Below are 24,406 nucleotides of genomic sequence, written 5' to 3' on the forward strand. Positions count from 1 at the left end.
TCACCTCTCCTTCTGCAGTACGGACAACGCGGCGATCAGCTCGGCCTGTGGTTCCGGGGTCACTTCGAGGGCTTCCAGGGGGGCGAGGCGGCGGTCGCGTTCGGCGCGCAGCACCTGGTCCAGGTGTTCGCCGACCAGATCGCCGCCGCGGTCCCGCAGCCGTACGGCGGCCTGTACGCCGATCCGCTCGGCGAGCTTCTCGCCCGCCGGGCGGGCCCGCTTGCCGCCGAGGAGGGCGGCGACCAGCAGGGCCGCGACGCCGTCGGGGTCGGGCGCGGGCTGCTTGTCGAGCCGTGCGACCTCCTCCTCGGCGAGTTCCTCCAGGACGCGCCGCCAGCGCCGTACGGCCATGCCGATGCGTTCCGCCGCCTCGCGGTCGGGCGCCGGCAGCGAGACCGCGGCAGCCGCCGGTTCGCGCCGCCAGGCCTCCGCGATGCGCTCGTCGGCGGCGGCCACGGCGCACTGGAGCAGCGCGGCGAGGGATTCGGCGAGGGAGTCGAGGAGCTCGTCGGCGCTGGTGTCGAGGGGGTAACCGCGCCACCTGGTCAGCGCGTCGCCGGCCAGGACCGCGCCCTTGTCGAGCCGGTTGCGCACCCGCTTGCCCTCGCGGCGGTACGCGTCCGTGACGGCCGATGTCAGCCGTACGGCGGCGGCGTGCTGGGCGGCCACCGCGGAGGCGAGCTCCGGCATCCGGCGGCCGAGGGAGTCCAGCGCGCCCAGCGCTGTCCGCCCGACGGCGTACTGCCGGGCCGCGGGGTCCTGGGCGTGGTGGCTGAGCCACGCGAAGAGCGGCGCGACGGCGCTGGCCGGCAGCAACCCGCCCCCGCCGGTGGACTCGGGCAGCTCGGGCACCGTGAACCGGGGCACGTCGCCGAGCCCGGCCCGGGTGAGCAGGGCCCCGTACTGCCGGGAGACGTCGGCGAGCACCTGGTGCGGTACCCGGTCCAGCACCGTGACCAGGGTGGCCTTGTACTGCTTGGCGGTGCGCAGCAGGTGCCAGGGGACGGCGTCGGCGTACCGCGAGGCGGTGGTGACCATCACCCAGACGTCCGCGGCGCAGATGAGGTCGGAGGCGAGGGTGCGGTTCTCGACGACGAGGGAGTCGATGTCGGGGGCGTCGAGGATGGCGAGCCCGCGCGGCAGGGTCGAGACGGTCTCGATCCGCAGTTCGCGGGTGGCGTGGGTGTTCCCGCGCGGGGGCTTCCTGGTCGCGGGAGGGGACTCGTCCTCCTCGTGGGGCACCCAGACCCGCATCAGGTCGGGCAGGACGCGCATCCCGGCGAACCAGTGATGATCATCCGGATGGCAGACAAGCACCGGGGTTCGTGTCGTGGGACGCAACACCCCGGCTTCGCTGACCTGCCTCCCCACGAGGGAGTTGACGAGGGTGGACTTGCCGGCCCCGGTGGACCCGCCGACGACGGCGAGCAGCGGCGCCTCGGGCGCCTTCAGCCGGGGAACGAGGTAGTCGTCGAGCTGCGCGAGCAGCTCGGCTCTGGTCTGACGGGCGCGCGGAGCGCCGGGCAAGGGCAGCGGCAGACGCACGGACGCGACCCGGTCGCGCAGGGCGGACAGGGCATCGAGCAGCTGAGGCCGAACATCCAAGGTCACCACATGCGAAGAATGCCCAATTTAGGACCATTTTTGAAGCTTATACGTCCTCTGCGCGCCGACCGCCACCCCGGCGAGACATCCCAGGACACGACGGACGAGCAGGACTCAGGCATAACGAGTACACAACACCCGGGGCGTCGCGGCGCAAAAGCGGTGCGAAAATCGCACCTGCCTGCGATTATCGGGACCGCTTCACCGAACCTCCACATCGTGGCACGCGGGTGAAGCAACCGGGACAGGGTGACTGGAGCCCTATCCTTGACCCGGCACGGCCCACGGTCTCACCCCCACCTCGGGGCTCAAGGCCACCACGGCCACCTTCCGGCCCCCGTAGCTCAGTGGATAGAGCAGGTGCCTTCTAAGCACTTGGCCGCAGGTTCGAGTCCTGCCGGGGGCACCACATCTCCACCCCTCGAAGCCCTCCCCCACGGGAGGGCTTTCGTGCAGGTCAGCGGAACGTCAGCGCGGGTGCCGTAACGGGGATTCACCCGCCCGTGCAGCCGCCCGGGCCGGCGGGACTCCGTCATTCAGCCAGGCCGTCAGGCAGGTGTGCCGCAGGTCGTACACGCGCCTACCGACGGGCGAGGCGTACTCGTGTGCGTACGGGACGGCCTCGCGGGCCTTGCTCCAGACGCGCCGGAAGACCGATGGTGGGGTTGGTGGCCTTGACCAGCCGGCAGTTGCGTCACGCGGCGAGGATCGCGTTGCCTCCCAAATGGGCGGGGTGACGGCCTTGGTGGGCCGGGTCTGGTTTGCCGTCTCCGGCCACCGGCCTCAGGTGGTTGGCGTCGACATGGTGCTCGACCGGCCGGTCAGGGGCGGCAGTTGTGGTGCCGGGCCCCTACGGGGGCGCGCACAGGACGCCGGCCTGGCGGCTGTTGGGGGGGCGCCGGCAAGGTTCTTGCCGCGGAGCATTCAGCCGCTGTCGGTGGGGGCGCTGTAATTGATCCGGATGTCGTTGAAGGAGTTGGCGTAGTCGTTGGAGGAGTTGGCGTAGCCGCCGCCACCGGTCCGCACCTCCCTCGCCCCGTCGCAGTAGGCCTGCGCGGCGCCGTCTGAAGGCCCGGAACGGTGGAGGAACCACCCCGTGTGGTGTAGGGGTCGCGGGCGCGTCGCCCGCGTCGCCTGCGTCAGGCTCAGGCGCGTCCACCCGGGGGTTCAGGCGCCGGGACTCCGAGGGGTCTCGGGGTTCCGGTCTGCCGAGGGATTCGGGCGGTTCTCGGCGGCCTCGCGGTCCGCGCGCCACGTCGCGACCTCGGCCTCCACGTCGAAGGTGCCCAGGTTGAGGGGCGGCCCGGGCGGGGGCATGCGCAGGGCCTTGCCGATCTTCTCGTTGATCACCGTGAGGATCTCCCGCACCTGTCGTTCGGACCGCGCCGCCCGGACCGCTTCCTTCGCGTCCTCGGCCTCCTTGCGCAGCGCGAGCGAGGGCGGCAGCGGGGAGAAGCCCTCGCGGTGCAGCTTGCCCTTGATCCACCAGAGTTCGTCGTACGGGGCGTCGAGCGAGGCCAGCGGCTTGCCGTAACCCGGCAGGTTCTCGAATTCGCCCCGCTCGGCAGACTCCCGGATCTGCCGGTCGACCCAGGACTCGATGCTGACGCCCGTCGGCTTGCGTTCGGTCACGGTTCCTCCTCGGGCACGAGGACCCTCGCCCGCGCGAGATCCCTGTACGACGAACTGCTCCTGCCGTCCAGCCTAGGCCGGCCCGTGCGGAGTGTGGAGGGGCAGTGGACGTCGTGCCTGGTGAGGTGGGTCGAGCCGCTCTCAGGTATGAGGCCTTGTCAGACTTCCGGCAGACTCCTGGTTCGTCCTGGGGAGGGACGCGCGCGACGCCTCCCGACCGGAACACTTGTGACCATGAAACGCCGCCCTCTCGTCATCGCCGTCGCCACCGTGGGAGCCCTCGCCACTGCCGCCTTCGCGCTGCCGAACCTCCCGCCCAACCCGGTCACCGACACCCTCAACGACCGCGTGTTCAAGGAGAAGAGCAAGCGTTTCGCGACCGCGGCGGACGCACCGAGCCATGACGAGCGGACGTTCTCGCTGCCCGGCTGGATACCGAAGGACGCCACCGACATACGCATACAGGCGCGCACCACCGGCGAGGCCCGGCTGATCCGGTTCACGCTGGGGAAGACCCCGCTGGACGGCCCGCAGTGCACCACGGGAGCCCCCAAGGCGGTGCGCAGCCCCCATCTGGGTGCCCGGTGGTGGCCGGGCGACACCCGCAAGGACGAGCGCGCCGAGTGCCGGGGCGTGCACCAGTACCAGGTCGCGGTGCGCGGCAAGAAGGTCTACGCCTGGACCGACGGGACCAGGTCACCCGGTGTCGAGTCTCGGGATGGTGCCCCGGCAACCGTCCACGCGGTGCGGGCAGGCGGCTGACGGCTGGCGGCTGGCGGCTGGCGGCGCGAGGAGCGTCCACGGTGCGCCGCCCTGCCGTCTGCCGTCTGCGGCCCGCCGCTTGCCGTCTCTGCCGTCTGCGGCCCCGCCGCCTGCCGTCTCCGCCGCCTGCCGTCTCCGCCGTCTCTGCCGTCTCCGCCGTCAGGTGCCGTCAGGTGCCGTGGACGGTGGTGAGCTCGGTGAGGCCGGAGATCGTCAGGACGGGTTCCAGGAGGGGGTTGGCGACGAGCTCGATGCGGTCGGCGTGGGGGAAGAGCACGCTGATACCGGCGCTGTCGAGGTATTCGACACCGGTGAGGTCGAGGACCAGGGGGCCGTCCGTGCCCGCGAGGGCGGCGGCCAGTTCCCCGGTGTTGCTCATGTCGATCTCGCCGACAGCGGTCAGCAGCGCGGTACCGTCGGGCCGTCGTCCGGGGGTGAGGGTCAGGGGAGTGGTCATCAGGCGATCCTCGTATGCATGTCGACGGTGGTGCCGGACGGGCCGGGGGTGATGGTGACCTGCTGCATCAGTGCGCGCATCAGGCCCATCCCGCGACCGCGGTGGATGTCGAGTTCCGGCTGCGGGGCTTTCCAGCGGCCGGTGTCGGCGATGGTCAGGTGCAGATTGTCGACGTACGCCTCGGCCCGGAAGTAGATGGTGTCACCGGGGGCGTCTCGGTGGCCGTGCTCGATGGCGTTGGCGCATGCCTCGCCCGCGGCGACCAGGACGTTCTGCACCGTGGTGGGGGGCAGGTCGCACTGGGCGAGCCAGCCGCGCAGCGTCTTGCGGACGGGGGCGAGCTGGGACGATTCGGCGGGGAAGGACATCTCCAGCGGGGCCGGGTGCCGGTAGAGCAGCAGGGCGACGTCGTCGTCGTAGCCGTCGACGGGCGCCAACCGGGACATGACGTGGGTGGCGAGGTCGTCGACCGAGGTGTCCCGGCCGTCCTGGAGCGCTTCACTGGCCTGGTCGATGCCCACGCTCAGCGGGCGGCGGCGGCGTTCGACGAGCCCGTCGGTGTACAGCAGCAGGGTGGACCGGGCCGGGATGGTGCAGGAGCCTTCGGGGCGTTGGTTGCCGGGCCGGACGGCCAGCGGCAGGGAGCGACCGTCCTCAAGGAGCCGGGTGACGCCGTCGGGCCGGACGAGGATCCCGGGCGGATGGCCGGCGCTGGAGTACGTCAACTGCCCGGTCTCGGAGTTGAGGACGCCGCAGAAGACGGTGGTGCAGATCGCGCCCGGCACACCGGCGGCGAACTGGTCGAGGGCCATCAGCGTCTGGGCGGGGCTGGCGTCCTGGAGCAGCAGGGCGCGGCAGGCGCTGCGCAGTTGGCCCATGACGCTGGCGGCTTCGAGGCCCCGGCCGACGCAGTCGCCGACGACGATGCCGATGCGGCCGTCGGGCAGGGTGACGGTGTCGTACCAGTCGCCGCCGACCTCCAGGGGCTGGGTCGCGGGTTCGTAGCGGACGGCGAAACCGTCGGGCAGTCGGGAGGGGCCGAGGATGGCGCGCTGCAGGGCGATGGCGGTCTCGCGCTGCTGGTCGAACTGGTGCGCGCGGTTCAGCCCCTGGGCGAGGTGGCCGGCGAGGAGGGACAGCAGCAGTTGGTCCTCACCGGTGAAGGGCCGGTTCTCGCCCAGGTCCATCCACAGGACGAGCGGGCCTTCGGGGAACTCCAGGAGGATGCCGGCACCGGTGTGGTCGGCGACCGGGGTCAGGATCGGTCCCTGACGCAGGTCTTCGAGGGTCCCGCGTCGTGCGGCGGGCAGCTCCTGCCAGGCGGGCGAGGCGTCGGTGGAGGTCAGTGTGGGTACGTCGCCGTGGTCGAAGACGGCTGCCAGGACCGACCGGGCACGCCACAGCTTCTTGAGTTCGTCCAGCGCGCCGGCCAGTGCCTCGGGCACGCTGGTCGCCCGGGACAGGCAGGTGCCCAGGGCCGCCAGGGCGCTCTCGCGCTGGATGGCGTAGTGCTCGGCGGTGACGTCGCGGAAGGTGCCGACGGTCACGCGGCGCCCGGTGTCGGGATCGTCGACCTGGTTGAAGGTGGCCGTCGCCCACAGCCGGTGTCCGTCGCGGTGGGTGATCGGAATGGTGTACGAGCCCTTGGTGCTGCCCAGCAGCAGGGCGAAGGCCTCGCCGACCTGCCGGTGCGCCTCGGAGTCGGTGCGGGCGTCGGGCCACCAGGGGTGGGTCGGCCGGTAGGGCAGGCCTTCGGGGCCGTAGCCGAGGATGTCGGTGAAGGCCGCGTTGATCTCGATGACGGCGCCGTCCTCGTCGCAGACGAAGAAGGCCTCCTGGAGGGAGTCCACCAGTGCGGTGCGCCAGCGGGCGTGGTGGTTGCGCAGCCGCGCCAGTTCGATGTTGGCCCTGACCCGGGCGAGGAGTTCGGCGGCGGCGAACGGTTTGACGAGGTAGTCGTCCGCTCCGGCCTGCAAGCCTTCGATGGACGCCTCCTGTCCGGCTCGGGCGGACAGCAGCAGCACGGGGACCGAGGCGGTGCGCGGGTCGGCCCGCAGCGCCGTGACCAGGGCGAGGCCGTCCAAGTGGGGCATCATGACATCGCTGACCACCAGGTCGAAGGCCTTCGCGCGGAGGGCCTCCAGCGCCTGCCGGCCGTCGTTGACCGCGCTGACCTGGTAGCCGGCGCCGAGCAACAGGCGGCTGAGGTACTCGCGCATGTCGGCGTTGTCGTCGGCGACCAGGACGTGGACGGGGAGCGCCGGTTCCCGAGTCGGTCCGTCGATGCCCTCCTCGATGTCCGTGACCGCGGCGGGCGTCGCCGCGGTCCGCTCGCCGGGCAGCCAGCGCAGGGCCTCCTGCACGAAGGGGTCGGTCGCGAAGGGGGCCGCGCCGGTGTCCGCCTCGGGGAGGACGGCGTCGGCGGGCAGGTGCGCGGAGCCGAAGGGCAACCGGATGGTGAACCGGGTGCCGTGGCCCTCGGTCGATGTGGCGCTGATCTCGCCACCGTGCAAGCCGACCAGTTCCCTCACCAGGGCCAGTCCGATGCCGCTGCCCTCGTTGGAGCGGGAACGGGCGTTCTCGATGCGGTGGAACCGTTCGAACAACCGGGGCATCTCCTGCGCGGCGACACCGATGCCGGTGTCGACGACGGTCACCACCGCCGCACCGTCCTCGGCTCCCACGGCGATGCCGATCGAGCCGTCGAAGGTGAACTTCAGCGCGTTGCTGAGCAGGTTGAGGACGACCTTCTCCCACATGCTCCGGTCGATGAAGACCGCTTCGGGCAGCGGGGGACAGTCGACCCGGAAGTCCAGGCCGGCCCGGTCGACGGCGGAGCGGAACACGCTGGCGAGTTCACCGGTGACCACGGCCAGATCGACCGGCTCGTAGCCCGCCTGCATCCGGCCCGCCTCGATGCGGGAGAAGTCCAGCAGCGTGTTCACCAGCTTGCCCAGCCGCAGCCCGTTGCGGTGGACGACCTCCAGTTCCTCGCGCACGCCCGCGTCCGCGTCCGTGAGGCGCTCCCGGAGTTCCTCCACCGGGCCCATGATCAGCGTCAGGGGTGTGCGGAACTCGTGGCTGATGTTGGAGAAGAAGGCCGTCTTCGCCCGGTCCAGCTCGGCGAGTTCCTCCGCCCTCCGCTGCTGCGCCTGGTAACTGCGGGCGCTGGCCACCCCGGTGGCGACATGCCCGGCGACGAGTTCCACGAAGCCGCGGTATCCGTCGTCCAGGTCCCGGTACCGGTTCAGGCCGACCACCATGAATCCGTACGGGGCGCCGCCCTGCTGCCGCAACGGCACGACCATTGCCTGGAGGGGCACTTCGGGCCGCTCCCCCGTCGGCAGGTCCGCGAACACGGCGCCGTCCAACGGCACCAGTGCGGACTCGCCCCGAGCGGGAGCGGCCGTCGGCCACACCGTCTCGGAGCCCGCCGGGAGGCGGTCCACCGCGGCCGGGTGGTCTTCGCGTATGCCGGTGGCCGCGGCCAGCGCGGCGCCGCCGTCCTCGTGGAAGAGGTACGTCAGCGTGAACGGCAGGTCGTGCGGGTTGCGGCTCAGTTGCAGACGGGCGAAGTCGAGCATCTCCTGCTCGGTGCGCACCACGCTGGGGTCGGAGCCGAGGTCGCGGAGGGTGGCCATCCGTCGTTCGCCGATGACCCGGTCGGTCTCCTCGCTGACCACGCACAGCATGCCGACCACGTGCCCGGCGTCGTCGCGCAGCGGGCTGTAGGAGAACGTGTGGTAGCTCTCCTCCGGGTATCCGGAGCGCTCCACGAACAGCAGCAGCGCCTGATCCCAGGTCGCTTCCCCGGTGGTGAGCACGGTGTCGATGCGGGGGCCGATGTCGTCCCAGATCTCCGCCCAGACCTCGTTCGCCGGCCGTCCCAGGGCCCACGGGTACTTCCGGCCCAGGGTGTCGCGCCGGTAGGCGGCGTTGCAGAAGAACGTGAGTTCCGGTCCCCAGGCCATCCACATCGAGAACTTCGACGACAGGAGGATGCTCACGGTCGTCTTGAGGCTCTGCGGCCAGCCTTCCGGGTCCCCGAGCGGGGTGGTCGCCGCCCAGTCCACCAGGGCCAGATCCCGGCCGACCATCTCGTCGGCGGCGAACACGTCGGTTCCGGCCGGCGCCGTCGCCTCCGGCTCGTCGTGCTCTGAACGCGTCACTGTCCCCCCCTCGTTCACGGCGGCCGATGCCCGAGCGCGGCCCGCCGGCGTCGACCTCCTGTTCCCCCTCCGCGTCATGGCCACCAGGACCGTGAGACCCCCGCCTGGCCGCAGGCCCGTCCGGAGGCACTCGTTGACGTGATCCGTAGAATAGGACAGCGGCGCCTCGCGCGAGGGGGCACGGCCAACGAGGCGGTGTGAGAGGCGACATGAACGAGACCGATTACGCCGTCCACCGGGACGCGGGGGCCGCCGCCCCGGACGAGCGGCGACGGATCGCCGCGGTACCCCGCCACTCGGTCCTCGACACCCCGTCCGACAGGACCTTCGACAAGATCGCCTCCCTCGCGGCCCGCGTCTTCGACGTCCCCGTGGCCACCGTGGCGATCGTGGACGGCGACCGGGCGCGGCTCAAGGCCGTGCACGGCCTCCAGGGCGTCAGGGAGGTTCCCCGTACCGAGGACAACAGCATGCTCGGCGACGAGGGGTTGACCCGCCATCCGTCCGCCCACCCCACGCGAGGAGCCGACGATCCGCCGGCCACGGTGCACGCGCTCTTCACCGATCCGGGAACCGGAGTGAGCGACGACACCGCGCTCCCTCGCCCTGTCCGTCCCGCCCCGCCGCACACCGCCACCCGCTCAGGAGAACAGGTGACCGACCACACCCTGACCGCCACCCGCCACACCCACTCCCGCGGTGCCACCGTGCTCACGGTGGTCGGCGAACTCGACCACCACACCGCACCGGAACTCACCCGGGTCATCCGGGAGACACCGTTCAGCCCCGACGTCCCCGTACTGATCGACGTCTCCGAGCTCACCTACTGCGACTCCACCGGCATCACCGTGCTCGTCGGCGCCTACCACCGTGCGCACAAGGTCGATGCCCCCCTGCTCATCGTCGGGCTGAGCCCCGAACTGAGGAACGTCTTCCGCATCGTCGGCCTCGATCAGCTCTTCACCTTCCAGCCCACCGTCGAAGACGCCGTCAATGCCCTGCACCCTTAGAGGGTCACGCCCCGGACCGCTCGTCCCCGGGTGTCCCACCGGTTTGCGGTACGACGAATCCAGGACGAGGCCATCCGGGGCGGTGGGCGGCTCGTCTACCCTGATCAGGTGACCGAGGAAGTGAATCAACTCGGCGGTGAAGCGCCGCGACTCGGCGCGCTCCCCGCGGGCGCGGCCGTGGCCGTGTGGGCCCTGGACACCACGCGCGACGTGGTCGGCGGCCACGCGGTCGCCGGGGCGTCGGCGGTGCTCGACGCCGGCGAACAGGACCGCGCGGGCCGGCTGCTGCGCCCCGGCGACCGGCACCGCTACGTCGCCTCGCACCTGGGGCTGCGCGCGCTGCTCGGCGGCTACCTGGGGCTGGCGCCGGAGAAGGTCACGCTGGTCCGCGAGGACTGCCCGTGCTGCGGCGGGCCGCACGGCCGGCCCGCGGTGGCGGGGGGCGCGGTGCACTTCTCCTTGTCCCACAGCGGGGACCTGGCGTACCTGGCCTTCGCCGGGGCGCCGGTGGGGGTCGACGTGGAGGGCGTGCCGAGCGAACAGGCGGTGGCCGACGTCCTGCGGACCCTGCACCCGGCGGAGACGGCCGAACTCGTCGCGCTCCCGGAAGCGGAACGGCGCGTGCCGATGGCCCGGTTGTGGTCCCGCAAGGAGGCCTACCTCAAGGCCACCGGTACGGGCCTGGCCCTCGGGCTGACCGACCCGTACGTCGGCTCGGGCCCCACCCCCGCCCCGGTGACGGGCTGGACCCTGCGCGACCTGCCGGCCCCGGCGGGTTACGCCGCGGCCCTGGCCGTGTCCGGGCGTTGACCGGTCCCGCGGGACGCGCGCCGGCCACCCAAGCGTCCGTCGGGTCCCACGACGAGGGCGTGTTCACGATGCGGGGGCGGCCCCTCGCTCCGGAGCCCGCCGACACCGCCGCCGACACCGCCGCCGACCCCGTTCCGGGCACCGTGTTCTGATCCCCGCCCGTGCGCGCGGGCCGACGGCCGGCGCGCACGGGGTCCGCGTCGTCCTTGCGGCGGCGTGTCGTGCGCCCAGTCGGCGCACCCTCCGCGCGCCCGGCCCGCGCCTCGCCGAGCATCGGCCGCATGACCGCATTCACCGCGCTGCTCCCGGCCGCCGCCCTGCTGGCGACGGCCGCCCTGTCGACCGCGCCCGCCGGCGAGGCCGCCGCCGAAGCCCCCCTCGCCCCCTACGTCGTGGTCCTCAAGGACAGCACGCGCGCCCCCGCCGCCGCCCGCGCCCTCGCCGCCGAGGCGACGCAGTCCGGTGACGAGGTGCGGGCCGTCTACGACACCGCCCTGAACGGGTTCGCCCTGCGCACGACCGCCTCCCGCGCCGCCGCCCTGGCCGCCGACCCCCGGGTGGCGTCGGTGGAACCGGACGCCCTGTTCCACGTCGACGACACACAGCCGCAGGCTCCCTGGTCCCTGGACCGGATCGACCAGCGCGATCTCCCGCTCGACGCCTCGTACACGTACGGGACGAAGGCGGCGGGCGTCACGGCGTACGTCCTGGACACCGGGATCAACACGGCGCACCAGGAGTTCGGCGGGCGTGCCCGCCTCGGCCACAACGCGGTGCGGTCCGAGACGGCGACCGACTGCAGCGGGCACGGCTCGCACGTGGCGGGCATCATCGGCGGGGCCACGCACGGGGTCGCGAAGGGGGTGTCCCTCGTGGCCGTGAAGGTGGCCGACTGCAGGGGCGACGGCCGCCTGTCGGACATGCTGCGCGGCCTGGACTGGACGGTGCGGGACGCCGTCCGCGGCAAGACGCCCGCGGTGGCCAACATGAGCATGGGTGGCGCCCGCAGTTACGCCCTGGACGCGGCGATCGTCCGAGCGGTGGCGTCCGGGGTCACCTTCACGGTGGCCGCCGGGAACTCCGCCGAGGACGCCTGCGGCAGATCTCCCTCCCGGGTTCCGCAGGCCCTCACGGTGGGCGCCACCGACTCCGGCGACCGCGGGGCCGCGTTCTCCGGCCACGGCCGGTGCGTGGACCTCTTCGCGCCGGGCGTGTCCGTGGTGTCCGCGTGGAAGGGCTCCACCACCGTCCTCGCGCGCGCCACCGGCACCTCCATGGCGGCCCCGCACGTGGCGGGGGTCGCCGCGTTGCTCCTGGCCGCCGGCACGGCCAAGACCCCCGAGCAGGTCACCTCGGCCCTGCTGCGGGACGCCGGGAGGGACCGGATCACCGGCCTCCCGGCGGGGACCGCGAACCTGCTGCTGCACACCCCGATCGACCACTGACGGCCGACGGCGGGAAGGAACGCCCCCGCCCCGCCCGCGACCTCCCGTCCGAGCCACCGACCGGTCGGTACCCGATGTCCCATCAGACCCGTTCTGATGGGACATCAATTTGTGTGTGCTTCGGGAGAAAGCAAGCCATTGACTTCTCATCACCGCGACGCGTCAATGTCGACCTCCGCACCGGCTCGGCCTCCCCCACACAGCGGGTGGGGGGAGGGGTTCGTCTGACGAAGGAGTCGCGACCCAGTGAGTACAACGTTCCGACGAAGAGTTCTGGCCGGGGCGGGCGCACTGTCCCTGGCCCTGACGGGTGGCGTCGTGGGTCTGGCGGGGACGGCGCAGGCCGCGACCAAGACCACAGCGGTGTTCGAGAACTGCGACGCTCCGGCGCCGCAGCCCGACGGTTCCGGCAACCAGAACTTCACGGTCACCCTGCCGGACGGCGCAAAAGCCGGCGACGTCGTCCCGATCACCATCGACCCGGGCGCGAGTCCGCTGATCCCGGGCTTCTCCGTCACGACGGTGAACACCTCGAAGATCACCCTCAAGGTGGGCACGACCACCCAGGTGGTCACCAGCCCCCCGGAGACCGTCAGCGTCGTGGCGGGACAGCCCCTGGACCCGAAGGCGTTCTCCGGAACCATCAGGATTCCGGACGGCACCGAGGGCACCTCGGTCGACGTCAAGCTCGACCTGGCCGTGACCGACGCCGACCTCAGCGGGTCGGTGTTCACCACGACCTGTACCCCGGCGCCCCGGCCGAGCGCCTCGCTCGGTTCGGTCGCGGTCGAGGCCCTCCCGAAGGACCCGATCACCACCAAGGTGACGCCCAACAGCGGCAAGGCGGGCACCGCCGTCGTGGTCACGGGCGCCAACTTCCCGGCCGGCGCGGTCACCTGCTCCGCCCTGCTGGCGGGCGTGGCGACCGGAGACACCGGTACGGGTTCGGCGGACGCGTCGGGCGCCGCCACCTGCGGCGTCACGGTCACCAAGAAGGCCGACGCCCTGAGGATCGACGGCGCGATCACCCCGTACAAGTCCTTCGTGTTCCTGGAGGACCAGGCGGGCGTGAAGAACCCGGTGGACGTCGAGGTGCTGCCCGGGCCGCTGGCCCTCGGCCCGAAGGACGGTCAGCCGGCCGTCGACTTCGGTTCGGTCACCATCAACGGCAAGCCCCAGTCGGTGGTCGGCGTGTTCAACGCCGCGACCGTCCAGGACTTCCGCGGCGGCTCGCTCGGCTGGGACGTCACGGCGACCCGTACGCCGTTCCTGAACGCCACGACCGGGCACTCCATGCCGAAGGCGCAGATCGGCATCCAGCCGTCCTGCACCGTCACCAACCCGGACAGCCCGAGCACGTGCACCGCGGGTACGCCCGGCGCGATCACGGACACCCCGATGCAGGTGGCCTCCCAGGCCGCGGGCGGGGACGAGTTGACCGGCGGCGAGTTCGCGGTCGGTGGCGCCGGGATGATCCAGCTCCCGTCGTTCATGTTCGCCGACACCTACCAGTCGGTCGTCACCTTCTCGATCTCCTGATCGGGACCGGTTCTCGACCTCCTGATCGGAACCGGCCCAGGGTGGTGCGGCGCTCCCCGGCGTCGCACCACCTTCCCGGTTTCCCCCGGCCCTTCCCGGTTTCCCCCGGGCTCTTCCCGGTTCGCCGCCCGCCGGTCGTCCCGGCCGCCCACCGCGACCGTCCCCTCTGGAGACCCGCCCATGCGCACCCGCACCTCCCCGCCCGGTACGCCCCACAGGCCGCGGCCCGGTCGGCACTTCCGCCTTCGCCTGGGCCTGCTCCACGGCGTGCACCTCGGCCTGCTCCTCGGTCTGTTGCTGCCGGTCGGGGGCCTCCTCCCCGCCGGCTCGGCCGCGGCCGCCGACAACGGTGCGTGGGGGGTGTTCCCGACGCCGCCGGCCGGTGCGGCGATGACGGACCGGGCGTACTTCTTCCACCAGGGAGCCGCCGGGAGCACCGTCCGCGACAGCGTGACGATCGTGAACTCCTCCGACCGGGAGCTGACCTTCCAGGTTTTCGCGACCGACGCCGTGAACACACCGGTGGGCGGCGCGTTCGCACTGTTGCCCGTCGAGTCGAAGCCGAAGGACGTGGGCACCTGGACGGCGCTGTCGACCGGGGCCGCGGCTACCGTCACCGTCCCGCCGAAGGGCCGCGAGGACGTCCCGTTCACCGTGCGGGTCCCCGAGGACGCGACCCCGGGCGATCACGTCGGCGGGATCGTCGCGCTGAACACGGCGGTGGAGGGCGTCCGGGCGGACGGCAAGGTGCGGGTCGGGGTGAAGCGCTCGGTCGGCGCCCGCCTGTACTTCCGGGTACCGGGACCGCTGACACCCGGCCTGAGCGTGGAGGACGTGCGGGTCAGCCGGGGTGCGCCGCTGCTGCCCTGGTCGAAGGACGCCCGTGCGACCGTCTCGTACGCGCTGGTCAATCGGGGCAACGTGGTCGTGGAGCCGAAGGTGACGATCTCCGCCGAGGGGCTGTTCGGGCGGAACGTCCTGGACCGGCCGACCCGCGCACCGCGGCTCGTGCTGCTGCCCGGGCAGCGGATCGAGCTGACCGAACCGTGGTCGGACTCACCGCAGTTGGACTGGGTGACGGTCAAGGTGGCGGCGGGGGCGAGCGCCTACCCGGATCTGACCTCGGAGTCCGAGACGGACTTCCTCGCCGTACCGTGGCTCGCCGCGGGCGTCGCGCTGCTGTTGACGGCCGCCGGCATCACCTTCGCGGTGCTGCGCCGCAGGAGGAACAGGGGGCCACAACAAGTGGAAGCCGTACCGCACTTGGCGCGGACGCCCTGACCGGCGAGGGTGTCCCCAGTTGACGGCGACGGCATTCGGCCACCGCCGGCAAGGGGGAGGCACTTCCGATGGGACGAGAGCACAGCGAGCCCCGACCCGACGGGCCGTACGCGGACCAGGCGCGGGCCGACCGGGTGCGCGTCGACCCGGTGGGGGCCGGCCGCGCGCAGGTGGGTCAGGTGCGGACCGGACCGGTGCGGGCGACGCCCGGCCCCCGCATCACCGCCGTGGCGCACGAAGCCGGGGCCGCGGTGAAGGGCGCCGGTCTGCTGACCCGCGTCGAACGCGCCCTGGGCACGGGCACCGCCGTCTACCTCCCCGGCGACGGTTGGATCCGCCTCACCCTCCCGCTCCACGACGGCGGCCCCGCCCCGGTCACCGTCGAGGTGCTCGCGGACACCACGCGGGTGCCGCACGGCATCGCGTACCTCCTGCCGGGCGGCGGCCTGAACTTCACCGCCGACTACTTCACCCCCGACGGCCACGACGGCGGCGGACTCGCCCACCACCTGCGCCGTCAGGGGCTGTTGGTGGTGGGCGTCACCCCGCGCGAGGACGCCGCCGGCGGCGCCGCCGACGTCACCGCCGACCGGGGGCTCGCGGCGCACCGCCGCGACCTCGCCGGCGTCGTCGCCGCGCTGGACACCGTGCTGCGGCTGCCCTACCAGTACGCCGGCCACTCCGCCGGGGGCGCCCTGGCCCTCGACGCCGCCTCGCACGACCCCTCGCCGCGGCTGCGCCGTGTCCTCGTCCTGGATACCACCGGCCCCTACGCCGGCGACCCGGCGGCGCGGGCGGCGAGGACCCGGGACGTGTACGCGGACCTGGTCGCGCACGGCACGTACGCGAGCGATCCCGGCCTGGCCGCGCTCGTCGCGCGGGCGGTCACCGACCCGCACTCCCCCTCCCCCGTCCCCTGGCCGCCGGATCCGGAGCTGCGCTTCACCAACGCCGGGCTGGCCCACTTCGCCCTGATCCGCACCGCCGACCTGCCCGGCGAGGCGAACTGGATCCACCGGCGGGGCCACGCCGCCGGCGAGTACGTCTTCGGCGCGACCCCCGCCGAGGACCGGTTCGCCCTCACCCACACCCCGCTCGCCACCTGGCACGCGGCCACGGCCGCCCTGGGCAGCGGGCTGGTCCCGACGGCTCTGATGCGGGACCTCGCCGCGATCTGGGCGGGCGACGAGGCCACGTACCGGATCGCCTGGGACCGCATCCGGGCCGAGGTGGTGTGGGTCAACGCGGAGTGGGGGCGCGGTGACGAGTCCCGGGGCGCCGACCTGATCCGCGCGTGCGGCAACACCCGTGTCACCTTCACCACCGTCCCCGGCCTCGGCCACGCCGACGTGGTCTGGAGCCCCACGGCCCCCAACGAGGTCTGGCCCCTGCTCAGACCCTGACCGGGGCGCCGCGGCCACCCGGGCCTCCGGCGGCGCACGCCGACGACCCCGGCCCGTGAGGGGTGGGCCGGGGTCGTCGTCTCGCGCCGGGCGGTCAGTGGTTGCGGGGGAAGCCCAGGTCGACGCCGGCCGGGGCGTCGGAGGGGTCCGGCCAGCGGGTGGTGACGACCTTGCCCCGGGTGTAGAAGTGGATGCCGTCGTTGCCGTAGATGTGGTGGTCCCCGAAGAGGGAGTCCTTCCAACCGCCGAACGAGTGGTAGCCCACCGGCACGGGGATCGGGACGTTCACGCCGACCATGCCCGCCTGGATCTCCAGTTGGAAGCGGCGGGCGGCGCCGCCGTCGCGGGTGAAGATCGCGGTGCCGTTGCCGAACGGCGAGGCGTTGATGAGGGCGACGCCCTCCTCGTAGGTCTCCGTGCGCAGGACGCACAGCACCGGGCCGAAGATCTCGTCGCGGTAGGCGTCGGAGTCGGTCTTGACGTTGTCGAGCAGCGACAGGCCGATCCAGTGGCCGTTCTCGTTGCCCTCGACCGTGTAGCCGGTGCCGTCCAGGACCACGTCGGCGCCCTGCGCGGCGGCGCCCTTGACGTAGGAGGCGACCTTGTCGCGGTGGGCGGCGGTGATCAGCGGGCCCATCTCGGAGGTGGGGTCGTTGCCGGGGCCGATCTTGATCTTCTCGGCGCGCTCGCGGATCTTCTCCACCAGCGTGTCGGCGATCGCGCCGACGGCGACGACGGCGGAGATCGCCATGCAGCGCTCGCCGGCGGAGCCGTAGGCGGCGGAGACGGCCGCGTCGGCGGCGGCGTCCAGGTCGGCGTCGGGGAGGACCAGCATGTGGTTCTTGGCGCCGCCGAGGGCCTGGACGCGCTTGCCGTTGGCGGAGGCGGTGGTGTGGATGTGTCGGGCGATCGGCGTGGAGCCGACGAAGGACACGGCCGCGATGTCGGGGTGGGCGAGCAGCGCGTCGACGGCGACCTTGTCTCCGTGGACCACGTTCAGCACGCCCGCCGGCAGGCCGGCCTCGCCGGCCAGCTCGGCCAGCTTGTTGGACGCCGAGGGGTCCTTCTCGCTGGGCTTGAGGATGAAGGTGTTGCCGCAGGCCACGGCCAACGGGAACATCCACATCGGCACCATCGCCGGGAAGTTGAACGGGGTGATGCCGGCGACCACGCCGATCGGCTGGCGGATCGAGGAGACGTCCACCCGGTTGGACACCGACGTGGACAGCTCGCCCTTGAGCTGCGTGGTGATTCCGCAGGCCAGCTCGACGATCTCCAGGCCGCGGGCCACCTCGCCGAGCGCGTCCGAGTGCACCTTGCCGTGCTCGGCGGTGATCAGTTCGGCGATGGCGTCGCGGTTGGCGTCCAGGAGGGCGCGGTAGGCGAACAGCACCTTGGTACGGGCGGCCAGCGAGGACTGGCCCCAGGACAGGAAGGCCTCCTTCGCGACGGCGACCGCCGCGTCGACCTCGGCGCTCGACGCGAGCGCGACCTGCGTGGTGACCTCGCCGGTGGCCGGGTCGGTGACCGGGCCGTAATTGCCCGACGCGCCCTCGACGGTCTTGCCACCGATCCAGTGGTTGACGGTCTTCATGCCTTGCTCCTTCACAGATGGCGACGTCGCTGCGCGGCTTGCCGGTCGTACTCTTCACGGGCCAGGGCCGCCGACGATCGGGTCGCGGTCTCGGCCACGGGAACATCCCACCATGCCTGTGCCGGGGGTGGGCCCGACACAGTGTCGGGTGTTCGGGTCTGCGCGTAGACACATGTGGGGCGGTCGCTCGCCCGTGCCTCCGCGAGAGCTTTTCGCAGGTCACCGATGGTGCGGGCGGAGATCACCACCATCCCGAGGGAGGCCGCGTTCAGCGCGAGGTCCACCGGCAGGGGTTCGCCGTCGTACGCGCCGTCCGGCCCCCGGAAGCGGTAGGCGGTCCCGAAGCCCTCGCCGCCCACCGCGTGCGACAGTCCGCCGATCGAGGCGTAGCCGTGGTTGTCGAGGATCACCACCTTGATCGGGATTCCCTCCTGCACCGCCGTGACGAGTTCGGTCGGGTTCATCAGGTACGTGCCGTCGCCGACGAGCGCCCACACCGGGCGGCCGGGCGCCGCGAGGGCCACGCCGATCGCGGCGGGGATCTCGTAGCCCATGCAGGAGTAGCCGTACTCGACGTGGTACTGGTCGGCGGAGCGGGGGCGCCACAGGCGGTGCAGGTCGCCGGGGAGCGAGCCGGCGGCGTTGATCAGGATGTCGGAGGCGTCGACGAGGGAGTCGAGCAGGCCCAGCGCCTGGGCCTGGGTGGGGACGGCGTCCTCGTCGGGGGTCTGCCACGCCCGGTCGACGAGCCGTTCCCACCGCCGGTTGCCGTCCTGGTACGCGGCCTCGTAGGCGGGGTCCACGCGGTGGCCGGCGACCGCGTCCCGGAGTTCCTCCAGGCCGGTCCGGGCGTCGCAGACCAGGGCCTTCGCGGCGAGTTTGTGGGCGTCGTACGGGTCGAGGTTCAGCCCGAGGAAGCGGACCCCGGGGTCGCGGAACAGGGTCGCGGAGGCGGTGGTGAAGTCGGTCAGCCGGGTTCCCGCGGCGATCACCAGGTCGGCTTCCCGGGCGAGGGCGTCGGCGGTGGCCGTCCCGGTGTGCCCGATGGCGCCCACGCCGGCGGGGTGGTCGTGCGCGAGGGAGCCCTTGCCGGCCTGGGTGACGGCGACGGGGATCCCGGTGGCCTCGGCGAACTCCGCGAGGGCCGCCCCGGCGGCGCTGTGCCGGATCCCGCCGCCGGCCACCAGCAGGGGGCGGGCGGCGCCGCGTACGGCCTCGGCGGCCTCGGCGAGTTCGTCCCGGTCGGGCCGGGGCCGGCGCACCCGCCACACCCGTTCGGCGAAGAACTCCTCGGGCCAGTCGTGGGCCTCGGCCTGTACGTCCTGGGGCAGGGCGAGGGTCACGGCGCCGGTCTGCACGGGGTCGGTGAGCACCCGTACGGCCTGGAGGGCGGCGGGGATCAGGGCCTCCGGGCGGCTGATCCGGTCGAAGTGGCGGGACACGGGCCGCAGGGTGTCGTTGACGGAGACGTCCCCGGCCCAGGGGACCTCCAGTTGCTGGAGCACGGGGTCGGCGGGCCGGGTGGCGAAGGTGTCGCCGGGCAGGAGGAGCACCGGGAGACGGTTGACGGTGGCCAGGGCCGCCCCGGTGACGAGGTTGGTGGCGCCGGGCCCGATGGAGGTGGTCACGGCGTGGGTGGACAGGCGTCCGCTCTGGCGGGCGTAGCCGACGGCGGCGTGCACCATGGCCTGCTCGTTGCGGCCCTGGAGGAACGGCATCCGCTCCGGTCCGCTCTCCAGCAGTGCCTGCCCGATCCCGGCGACGTTCCCGTGCCCGAAGATCCCCCAGGTCGCGGCGATCAGCCGGCGGCGGCGGCCGTCCCGCTCGGTGTACTGGGCGGACAGGAACCGCAGCAGGGCCTGGGCGACGGTCAGCCTGACGGTCATGGGGCGTCCTCCCCTCGGTGGCGGGCGGGCCCGGTCATACGGCGTCCTCCGCGCGGTGGAGCGGCAGCCGGGGGTCGATGTCCTGGCCGGCCCAGGTGTCCCGGATCCAGCCGTGATCGGGGTGGTCGCTGATCAGCCACTCCCTGGTCCGGTCGGGTCCGGCCATCACGTTCAGGTAGTACATGTCGTGCCCGGGCGCCGCGATGGAGGGCCCGTGCCAGCCGTCGGGGATGAGCACGGCGTCTCCGGTCCTCACCTCGGTGAGAATGTCGGTCTTCCCGGCCGGCGAGGGGGAGACACGCTGGTAGCCCAGGCCGGGGACGCCGCGGTGCGGGGCGATCTCGAAGTAGTAGATCTCCTCCAGCCGGGACTCCCGGCCGGGGCGGTGCTCATCGTGCTTGTGGGGCGGGTACGAGGACCAGTTCCCGCCGGGGGTGAGGACCTCGACGGCGATGAGCCGGTCGCAGTCGAAGACGTCGGCGGCGGCGAAGTTGTTGACCTGGCGGGAGCAGGTGCCGGCGCCCCGGAGTTCGACCGGGACCTCGCGGGCGGGCCCGTACCGGGCGGGCAGCGTCCTCTCGCAGCGCGCCCCGACGAGGGCGAAGCGGCCCCCGGCGGCGGATTCGATCACGGCGTGGCCGTCGCGGGGCAGGTACGCGAAGTCGGTGACCGCGCGGAACACGTCCGCGCGGCCGCGCAGTTCGAAGACCCGTTCAGGGGGCCGTTCCGTCGCGGCGCCGGGGGCGGCGGGCTCGGCGCACCGCACCAGGCACCCTCCCGCCAGCGGGAGGACGATCCACTCGTGGTCACCGCTGGCGTGCGCGTGCGTCTCGCCCGGGGCGAGTTCCACCACCCGCAGCGCGGTCAGCGTCATGTCGTGCGACACGGTCACCGCCACGATCCCAGCACCTCCTCGACCTCTTCGGCGTACGGCATGGCCGTGGAGCAGGCCAGCCGCGAGGCCACGATGGCCCCGGCCGCGTTCGCGTACCGCAGCACGTGCTCCAGCTTCCACCCGGCGAGCAGCCCGTGGCACAGCGCGCCGCCGAACGCGTCGCCCGCGCCGAGGCCGTTCACCACCTCCACGGCGACCGGCGGCAGTTCGACGGCCGTCCCGTCCCGGTGGACGGCCAGGACGCCGGCGGGGCCGCGCTTGACGACGGCCAGTTCCACGCCGGCCGCCAGCAGCGCCCGGGCGGCGGCGTACGGCTCGCTCTCGCCGGTGGCGATCTCGCACTCCGCGGTGTTCCCGACGGCCACCGTCGCCGACGCCAGGGCGCGTTCGTACCAGGGCCCCGGTTCCCCCTCCCACAGCATCGGCCGCCAGTCCAGGTCGAAGACGGTGGTCCCGGACTTCGAGCGGGCCTCCAGCGCCGCCAGGGTCGCGCTCCGGCTCGGCTCCGCGCTCAGGCCCGTCCCCGTCATCCAGAACACCCGGGCCGCGCGTACGGCCGCCAGGTCCACCTCGTCGGGTGCGATCTCCAGGTCGGGGGCCTTGGGGAGCCGGTAGAAGTACAGCGGGAAGTGGTCGGGCGGGAAGATCTCGCAGAAGGTGACGGGCGTCGGGTACGCGGCGACCTCGGTCGCCCAGCGGTCGTCCACGCCGAACCCCCGCAGCTCGGCCCGCAGGTACGCCCCGAAGGGGTCCGCGCCGGTGCGGGTGATCACCGCCACCCGCCGCCCCAACCGGGCCGCCGCCACGGCGACGTTGCTCGGGGAGCCGCCGAGGAACTTGCCGAAGGCGTCGACCTCGGCGAGCGGCACCCCCGTTCTCAGCGGGTAGAGATCCACCCCGATCCGGCCCATCGTGATCAGGTCGAACGCGGACCCCTCCGCGGCGTTCACCGGCACGTACGTCACGTCTCCTCTTTCCCCCGAACCTCTTCTTTCCCGTCCCGTCGAGCCTCGCACCCTAAGGTGGCCGACATGACGTCCTCCCCGCCCACGTTGACCCGTATCCGTGTCGGTTCGGCTCCGGACTCCTGGGGTGTCTGGTTCCCCGAGGATCCCCGGCAGACGCCCTGGGACCGCTTCCTCGACGAGGTCGCGGACGCCGGGTACGAGTGGATCGAACTGGGCCCGTACGGCTACCTGCCCACCGATCCCGTCCGGCTCGCGGAGGAGACCGCCCGGCGCGGCCTGCGGGTGTCCGCGGGCACCGTCTTCACCGGACTCCATCACGGCCCCGCCGTCTGGGAGGAGACCTGGGAGCACGTGTCGCGGATCGCGGCGCTCACCCGGGACATGGGGGCGGACCATCTCGTGGTCATCCCCTCGTTCTGGCGCGACGACAAGACCGGCGAGGTGCTGGAGGACCGCACGCTGACGCCCGGTCAATGGCGTGATCTGGCCGCCCAGACGGAGCGGCTGGGGCGGGAGGTGCAGGACCGCCACGGGTTGCGGATCGTCGTCCACCCGCACGCCGACACCCACATCGACACCCCGGAGAACGTCGCCCGGTTCCTCGACGCGACGGATCCCGCGCTGGTCTCCCTCTGCCTGGACACGGGGCACTACGCGTACTGCGGCGGGGACAGCGTCCGGGCCATCGAGACCTTCGGGGAGCGGATCGGCTACCTGCACCTGAAGCAGGTGGATCCGGCGGTCCTCGCCGAGGTCGTGGCGCAGGGGCTGCCCTTCGGGCCGGCCGTCGCCCGCGGGGTGATGTGCGAGCCGCCCTCGGGGGTGCCCGCGCTGGAGCCGGTGTTGACGGCGGCGCAGGCCCTCGGCGTGGACCTGTTCGCGATCGTCGAGCAGGACATGTACCCGTGTTCGCCGGACCGGCCGCTGCCGATCGCCCGCCGGACCCGTTCCCACCTGCGCTCCTGTGGCGCGCGCTGACCCTTTGGGAGGCTGACCCCTTGAGAGGACGTGACATGACCGACTCGCTCGGCATCGCCGTGATCGGCACCGGGAGGATGGGCGCCGACCACGTCCGTCGCATCGGCCTGACGGTCGGTGGGGCCCGCGTGGTGGCGGTGGCGGACCCGGACGGCGACCGCGCCAAGGAGATCGCGGGCGGCCTGGTCGGCGCGAGCGCGCACACCGACGCGGAGGCCGCCATCGCCGCGCCCGGTGTGGACGCCGTACTGATCGCCTCCCCCGGTCCGGCGCACGAGGAGGCGATCCTGCACGCCCTGCGGCGGGGGTTGCCGGTGCTGTGCGAGAAGCCGCTGACCCCCGATCCGGCGGGCGCGCTGCGGATCATGGAGGCGGAGCAGCGGTTGGGCCGCAGGCTGGTCCAGGTCGGTTTCATGCGGCGCCACGACGCCGAGTACGAGCGTCTGAAGGAGCTGCTGGACGCGGGCGGGATCGGGCGACCCCTGTTCCTGCACTGCCGGCACCGCAACGCCGCCTCGCCGTCCTTCTTCACCAGCGACATGCTGATCAGCGATTCCGTGGTGCACGAGGTGGACGCGGCCCGCTGGCTGCTGGGGCAGGAGGTCACGGCGGTGACCGTCCTGTCGCCCACCCCGTCGGCGGCCGCCCCGCCCGGGCTGAGCGACCCGCGTTTCGTGCTGTTGGAGACGTCCGGCGGCGCCATCGTGGACGTGGAGATCTTCGTCAACTGTGGTTTCGGCTACCAGGTCCGGTGCGAGGCGGTCGGCGAATCCGGCAGTGCCCGGATCGGCGACGGCCACGCGATGGTCGTGGAGTCGGCCGGCCGGTGGGGCGGGGAGATCACCCAGGACTTCACCACCCGGTTCGCCGACGCGTACGACCGTCAGATGCGGCGATGGGTGGCCGCGGCCGCGCGGGGCGGGGTGGCCGGGCCCGACGCGTGGGACGGTTACGCGGCCGCCGCGGTGTCCGAGGCGGGGCTCGCCGCGGCGCGCGGCGGGGTACGGACGCCGGTGGAGCTGGTGGAGCGGCCCCCGCTGTACCGCTGACCGCCGCCACCGCCGAGCGATGCACCGCTGACCGCCGCACCGCCGAGCGATGCGCTGTCGAGCGATGTATCGGCGACCGGATTGTCGGGACCGGGGTGTGTCGCCGACCGCCGCACCGCCGACCGGTCATTTCATCCGACTCGACCCCTGTGCCGCATCTGTCACAGAGGTCGCCTCCGTGTCACGCATATCCGCATTTCGCGGGTTTTCCGTCACAGGGGCGTGACAGCCCCTCCCCGGCGCTCACTCGGCGTCGTTCTTCGGGCACAACCCGAGTGATCGTCACTGTCCACGCGCCGGCTCCCCCGACGGCCTCCCGGCCGGCCCCGCGGCGTGGACAAGGAGGTGTCGTCGATGAGCGACCGGCAGCTGTGGTCGTACAAGGAGATCGCCGCGCACATCCGGGTCCAGCCGGACACCGTGCGCTCCTACCGCAAGCACGGACTGCTCCCGGCACCGGACCACGTGGAGGGCGGCAAGCCCTATTGGTACGCCGACACCATCCGCGCCTGGGTGGCCCGACGCCCCGGGAACCGGGGGCGGCGCGAGGATTGAAACGGTCGACGGAGGCGGAGAACGCTCGCGTCAATACCCCCTAGGGGTATAGTCTCGAGGTGACGGGAGCACGGTGGAGTACACGCCGCCGCTTCCGGCGACCGCACACGCCCCCGAAGAGGAGAACGACATGAGCGCCGAGACGGACACCCAGACCACCACCGTCTACCGGGTGACCGGCATGACCTGCGGGCACTGTGAGGGCGCGGTGACCGGCGAGCTCACCTCCCTGCCGGGCGTGACCTCGGTCAAGGCCGTCGCCGCCACCGGCGAGGTCACGGTGATCTCGACCGCACCCCTCGACGAGGACGCCGTGCGCGCCGCCGTGGACGAGGCCGGCTACGAGCTCGCCGGCCAGGCCTGAGCCC

General features: G+C 72.8%; 19 protein-coding genes and 1 tRNA gene. 12 read left to right on the forward strand and 8 right to left on the reverse strand.

From position 1 onward, the window contains the following. Complete coding sequence (locus tag ACFYW3_RS08310; protein ID WP_351757868.1) at nt 1–1,605, reverse strand: dynamin family protein; 1,605 nt, start codon at nt 1,603–1,605, stop codon at nt 1–3. Nucleotides 1,606–1,938: 333 nt separating this feature from the next. Here ACFYW3_RS08310 and ACFYW3_RS08315 point away from each other — a divergent pair. Beyond that, a tRNA-Arg gene (locus ACFYW3_RS08315) sits at nt 1,939–2,014 on the forward strand. 758 nt (nt 2,015–2,772) lie between these two features. Here ACFYW3_RS08315 and ACFYW3_RS08320 read toward each other — a convergent pair. Next, nucleotides 2,773–3,237 (reverse strand): DUF1992 domain-containing protein, encoded by a 465-nt coding sequence (locus tag ACFYW3_RS08320; protein ID WP_351757799.1) that lies wholly within the window; start codon nt 3,235–3,237, stop codon nt 2,773–2,775. 234 nt (nt 3,238–3,471) lie between these two features. On the opposite strand from ACFYW3_RS08320, the gene ACFYW3_RS08325 reads away from it, so the two are divergent. Continuing rightward, complete coding sequence (locus ACFYW3_RS08325; protein ID WP_389385873.1) at nt 3,472–3,999, forward strand: hypothetical protein; 528 nt, start codon at nt 3,472–3,474, stop codon at nt 3,997–3,999. A gap of 169 nt (nt 4,000–4,168) precedes the next feature. On the opposite strand, the gene ACFYW3_RS08330 is transcribed toward ACFYW3_RS08325, so the two are convergent. Together ACFYW3_RS08330 and ACFYW3_RS08335 are read right to left on the reverse strand one after the other, a co-directional pair. Beyond that, entirely contained in the window at nt 4,169–4,456 is a 288-nt protein-coding gene (locus tag ACFYW3_RS08330) for an STAS domain-containing protein (RefSeq protein WP_389385874.1), read from the reverse strand. Then, nucleotides 4,456–8,625 (reverse strand): SpoIIE family protein phosphatase, encoded by a 4,170-nt coding sequence (locus tag ACFYW3_RS08335; protein ID WP_389385875.1) that lies wholly within the window; start codon nt 8,623–8,625, stop codon nt 4,456–4,458. The genes ACFYW3_RS08330 and ACFYW3_RS08335 overlap by 1 nt, the downstream gene beginning before the upstream one ends. A gap of 209 nt (nt 8,626–8,834) precedes the next feature. Here ACFYW3_RS08335 and ACFYW3_RS08340 point away from each other — a divergent pair, with 209 nt between their 5' ends. The 6 genes from ACFYW3_RS08340 to ACFYW3_RS08365 all read left to right on the forward strand — a co-directional run bounded on the left by ACFYW3_RS08340 (nt 8,835) and on the right by ACFYW3_RS08365 (nt 16,113). Next, nucleotides 8,835–9,635, forward strand: coding sequence for an STAS domain-containing protein (locus ACFYW3_RS08340; protein ID WP_389385876.1), 801 nt, complete (start codon nt 8,835–8,837; stop codon nt 9,633–9,635). Nucleotides 9,636–9,743: 108 nt separating this feature from the next. Continuing rightward, nucleotides 9,744–10,445, forward strand: a complete 702-nt coding sequence (locus tag ACFYW3_RS08345; RefSeq protein WP_351757813.1) for a 4'-phosphopantetheinyl transferase superfamily protein — start codon at nt 9,744–9,746, stop codon at nt 10,443–10,445. A 281-nt stretch (nt 10,446–10,726) separates the two neighbouring features. Beyond that, nucleotides 10,727–11,890 (forward strand): S8 family peptidase, encoded by a 1,164-nt coding sequence (locus ACFYW3_RS08350; RefSeq protein WP_389385877.1) that lies wholly within the window; start codon nt 10,727–10,729, stop codon nt 11,888–11,890. A 246-nt stretch (nt 11,891–12,136) separates the two neighbouring features. Then, the gene (locus tag ACFYW3_RS08355) at nt 12,137–13,429 is read left to right on the forward strand and encodes a hypothetical protein (RefSeq protein WP_351757819.1); all 1,293 of its coding nucleotides are present in this window, start codon (nt 12,137–12,139) and stop codon (nt 13,427–13,429) included. A 180-nt stretch (nt 13,430–13,609) separates the two neighbouring features. Further along, nucleotides 13,610–14,710, forward strand: coding sequence for a WxL protein peptidoglycan domain-containing protein (locus tag ACFYW3_RS08360; RefSeq protein ID WP_389385878.1), 1,101 nt, complete (start codon nt 13,610–13,612; stop codon nt 14,708–14,710). A 68-nt stretch (nt 14,711–14,778) separates the two neighbouring features. Beyond that, nucleotides 14,779–16,113, forward strand: coding sequence for a hypothetical protein (locus tag ACFYW3_RS08365; protein ID WP_389385879.1), 1,335 nt, complete (start codon nt 14,779–14,781; stop codon nt 16,111–16,113). A 94-nt stretch (nt 16,114–16,207) separates the two neighbouring features. Here the strand turns inward: ACFYW3_RS08365 and mmsA are convergent, their stop codons facing one another. From mmsA to iolC, 4 genes are read right to left on the reverse strand one after another with little or no spacing between them, the layout of a single operon-like run. Then, the gene (gene mmsA / locus ACFYW3_RS08370) at nt 16,208–17,707 is read right to left on the reverse strand and encodes a CoA-acylating methylmalonate-semialdehyde dehydrogenase (RefSeq protein ID WP_351757835.1); all 1,500 of its coding nucleotides are present in this window, start codon (nt 17,705–17,707) and stop codon (nt 16,208–16,210) included. An 11-nt stretch (nt 17,708–17,718) separates the two neighbouring features. After that, a complete protein-coding gene (iolD, locus tag ACFYW3_RS08375; RefSeq protein WP_389385880.1) occupies nt 17,719–19,593 on the reverse strand; it encodes a 3D-(3,5/4)-trihydroxycyclohexane-1,2-dione acylhydrolase (decyclizing) in 1,875 nt (624 codons plus the stop codon). A 34-nt stretch (nt 19,594–19,627) separates the two neighbouring features. Then, nucleotides 19,628–20,467 (reverse strand): 5-deoxy-glucuronate isomerase, encoded by an 840-nt coding sequence (gene iolB, locus ACFYW3_RS08380; protein ID WP_389385980.1) that lies wholly within the window; start codon nt 20,465–20,467, stop codon nt 19,628–19,630. 14 nt (nt 20,468–20,481) lie between these two features. After that, nucleotides 20,482–21,399: a 5-dehydro-2-deoxygluconokinase gene (gene iolC, locus ACFYW3_RS08385; RefSeq protein ID WP_351757876.1), complete on the reverse strand. Its 918-nt coding sequence runs from the start codon at nt 21,397–21,399 to the stop codon at nt 20,482–20,484. A gap of 120 nt (nt 21,400–21,519) precedes the next feature. Here iolC and ACFYW3_RS08390 point away from each other — a divergent pair, with 120 nt between their 5' ends. From ACFYW3_RS08390 to ACFYW3_RS08405, 4 genes are all read left to right on the forward strand, one after another. Continuing rightward, the gene (locus tag ACFYW3_RS08390) at nt 21,520–22,434 is read left to right on the forward strand and encodes a sugar phosphate isomerase/epimerase family protein (RefSeq protein WP_389385881.1); all 915 of its coding nucleotides are present in this window, start codon (nt 21,520–21,522) and stop codon (nt 22,432–22,434) included. 35 nt (nt 22,435–22,469) lie between these two features. Continuing rightward, entirely contained in the window at nt 22,470–23,483 is a 1,014-nt protein-coding gene (locus tag ACFYW3_RS08395; protein WP_389385883.1) for a Gfo/Idh/MocA family protein, read from the forward strand. Nucleotides 23,484–23,837: 354 nt separating this feature from the next. After that, the gene (locus ACFYW3_RS08400) at nt 23,838–24,038 is read left to right on the forward strand and encodes an AlpA family transcriptional regulator (protein ID WP_053674774.1); all 201 of its coding nucleotides are present in this window, start codon (nt 23,838–23,840) and stop codon (nt 24,036–24,038) included. Nucleotides 24,039–24,168: 130 nt separating this feature from the next. Beyond that, on the forward strand, nt 24,169–24,402 hold the full coding sequence (locus ACFYW3_RS08405; RefSeq protein ID WP_351757846.1) for a heavy-metal-associated domain-containing protein: 234 nt from the start codon (nt 24,169–24,171) through the stop codon (nt 24,400–24,402). Nucleotides 24,403–24,406 lie beyond the last annotated feature (4 nt).

Source organism: Streptomyces sp. NPDC002602, assembly GCF_042889445.1.
GTDB lineage: Bacteria > Actinomycetota > Actinomycetes > Streptomycetales > Streptomycetaceae > Streptomyces.

What these genes read in the sequence shown, in the direction of transcription:
- ACFYW3_RS08395 (WP_389385883.1), top strand. Translation starts at nt 22,470, where the DNA reads ATGACCGACTCGCTCGGCATCGCCGTGATCGGCACCGGGAGGATGGGC.
- iolC (WP_351757876.1), bottom strand. Translation starts at nt 21,399, where the DNA reads ATGGGCCGGATCGGGGTGGATCTCTACCCGCTGAGAACGGGGGTGCCG.
- ACFYW3_RS08330 (WP_389385874.1), bottom strand. Translation starts at nt 4,456, where the DNA reads ATGACCACTCCCCTGACCCTCACCCCCGGACGACGGCCCGACGGTACC.
- iolD (WP_389385880.1), bottom strand. Translation starts at nt 19,593, where the DNA reads ATGACCGTCAGGCTGACCGTCGCCCAGGCCCTGCTGCGGTTCCTGTCC.
- ACFYW3_RS08360 (WP_389385878.1), top strand. Translation starts at nt 13,610, where the DNA reads ATGCGCACCCGCACCTCCCCGCCCGGTACGCCCCACAGGCCGCGGCCC.
- ACFYW3_RS08365 (WP_389385879.1), top strand. Translation starts at nt 14,779, where the DNA reads ATGGGACGAGAGCACAGCGAGCCCCGACCCGACGGGCCGTACGCGGAC.
- ACFYW3_RS08340 (WP_389385876.1), top strand. Translation starts at nt 8,835, where the DNA reads ATGAACGAGACCGATTACGCCGTCCACCGGGACGCGGGGGCCGCCGCC.
- ACFYW3_RS08405 (WP_351757846.1), top strand. Translation starts at nt 24,169, where the DNA reads ATGAGCGCCGAGACGGACACCCAGACCACCACCGTCTACCGGGTGACC.
- mmsA (WP_351757835.1), bottom strand. Translation starts at nt 17,707, where the DNA reads ATGAAGACCGTCAACCACTGGATCGGTGGCAAGACCGTCGAGGGCGCG.
- ACFYW3_RS08325 (WP_389385873.1), top strand. Translation starts at nt 3,472, where the DNA reads ATGAAACGCCGCCCTCTCGTCATCGCCGTCGCCACCGTGGGAGCCCTC.
- iolB (WP_389385980.1), bottom strand. Translation starts at nt 20,467, where the DNA reads ATGACGCTGACCGCGCTGCGGGTGGTGGAACTCGCCCCGGGCGAGACG.
- ACFYW3_RS08350 (WP_389385877.1), top strand. Translation starts at nt 10,727, where the DNA reads ATGACCGCATTCACCGCGCTGCTCCCGGCCGCCGCCCTGCTGGCGACG.
- ACFYW3_RS08400 (WP_053674774.1), top strand. Translation starts at nt 23,838, where the DNA reads ATGAGCGACCGGCAGCTGTGGTCGTACAAGGAGATCGCCGCGCACATC.
- ACFYW3_RS08390 (WP_389385881.1), top strand. Translation starts at nt 21,520, where the DNA reads ATGACGTCCTCCCCGCCCACGTTGACCCGTATCCGTGTCGGTTCGGCT.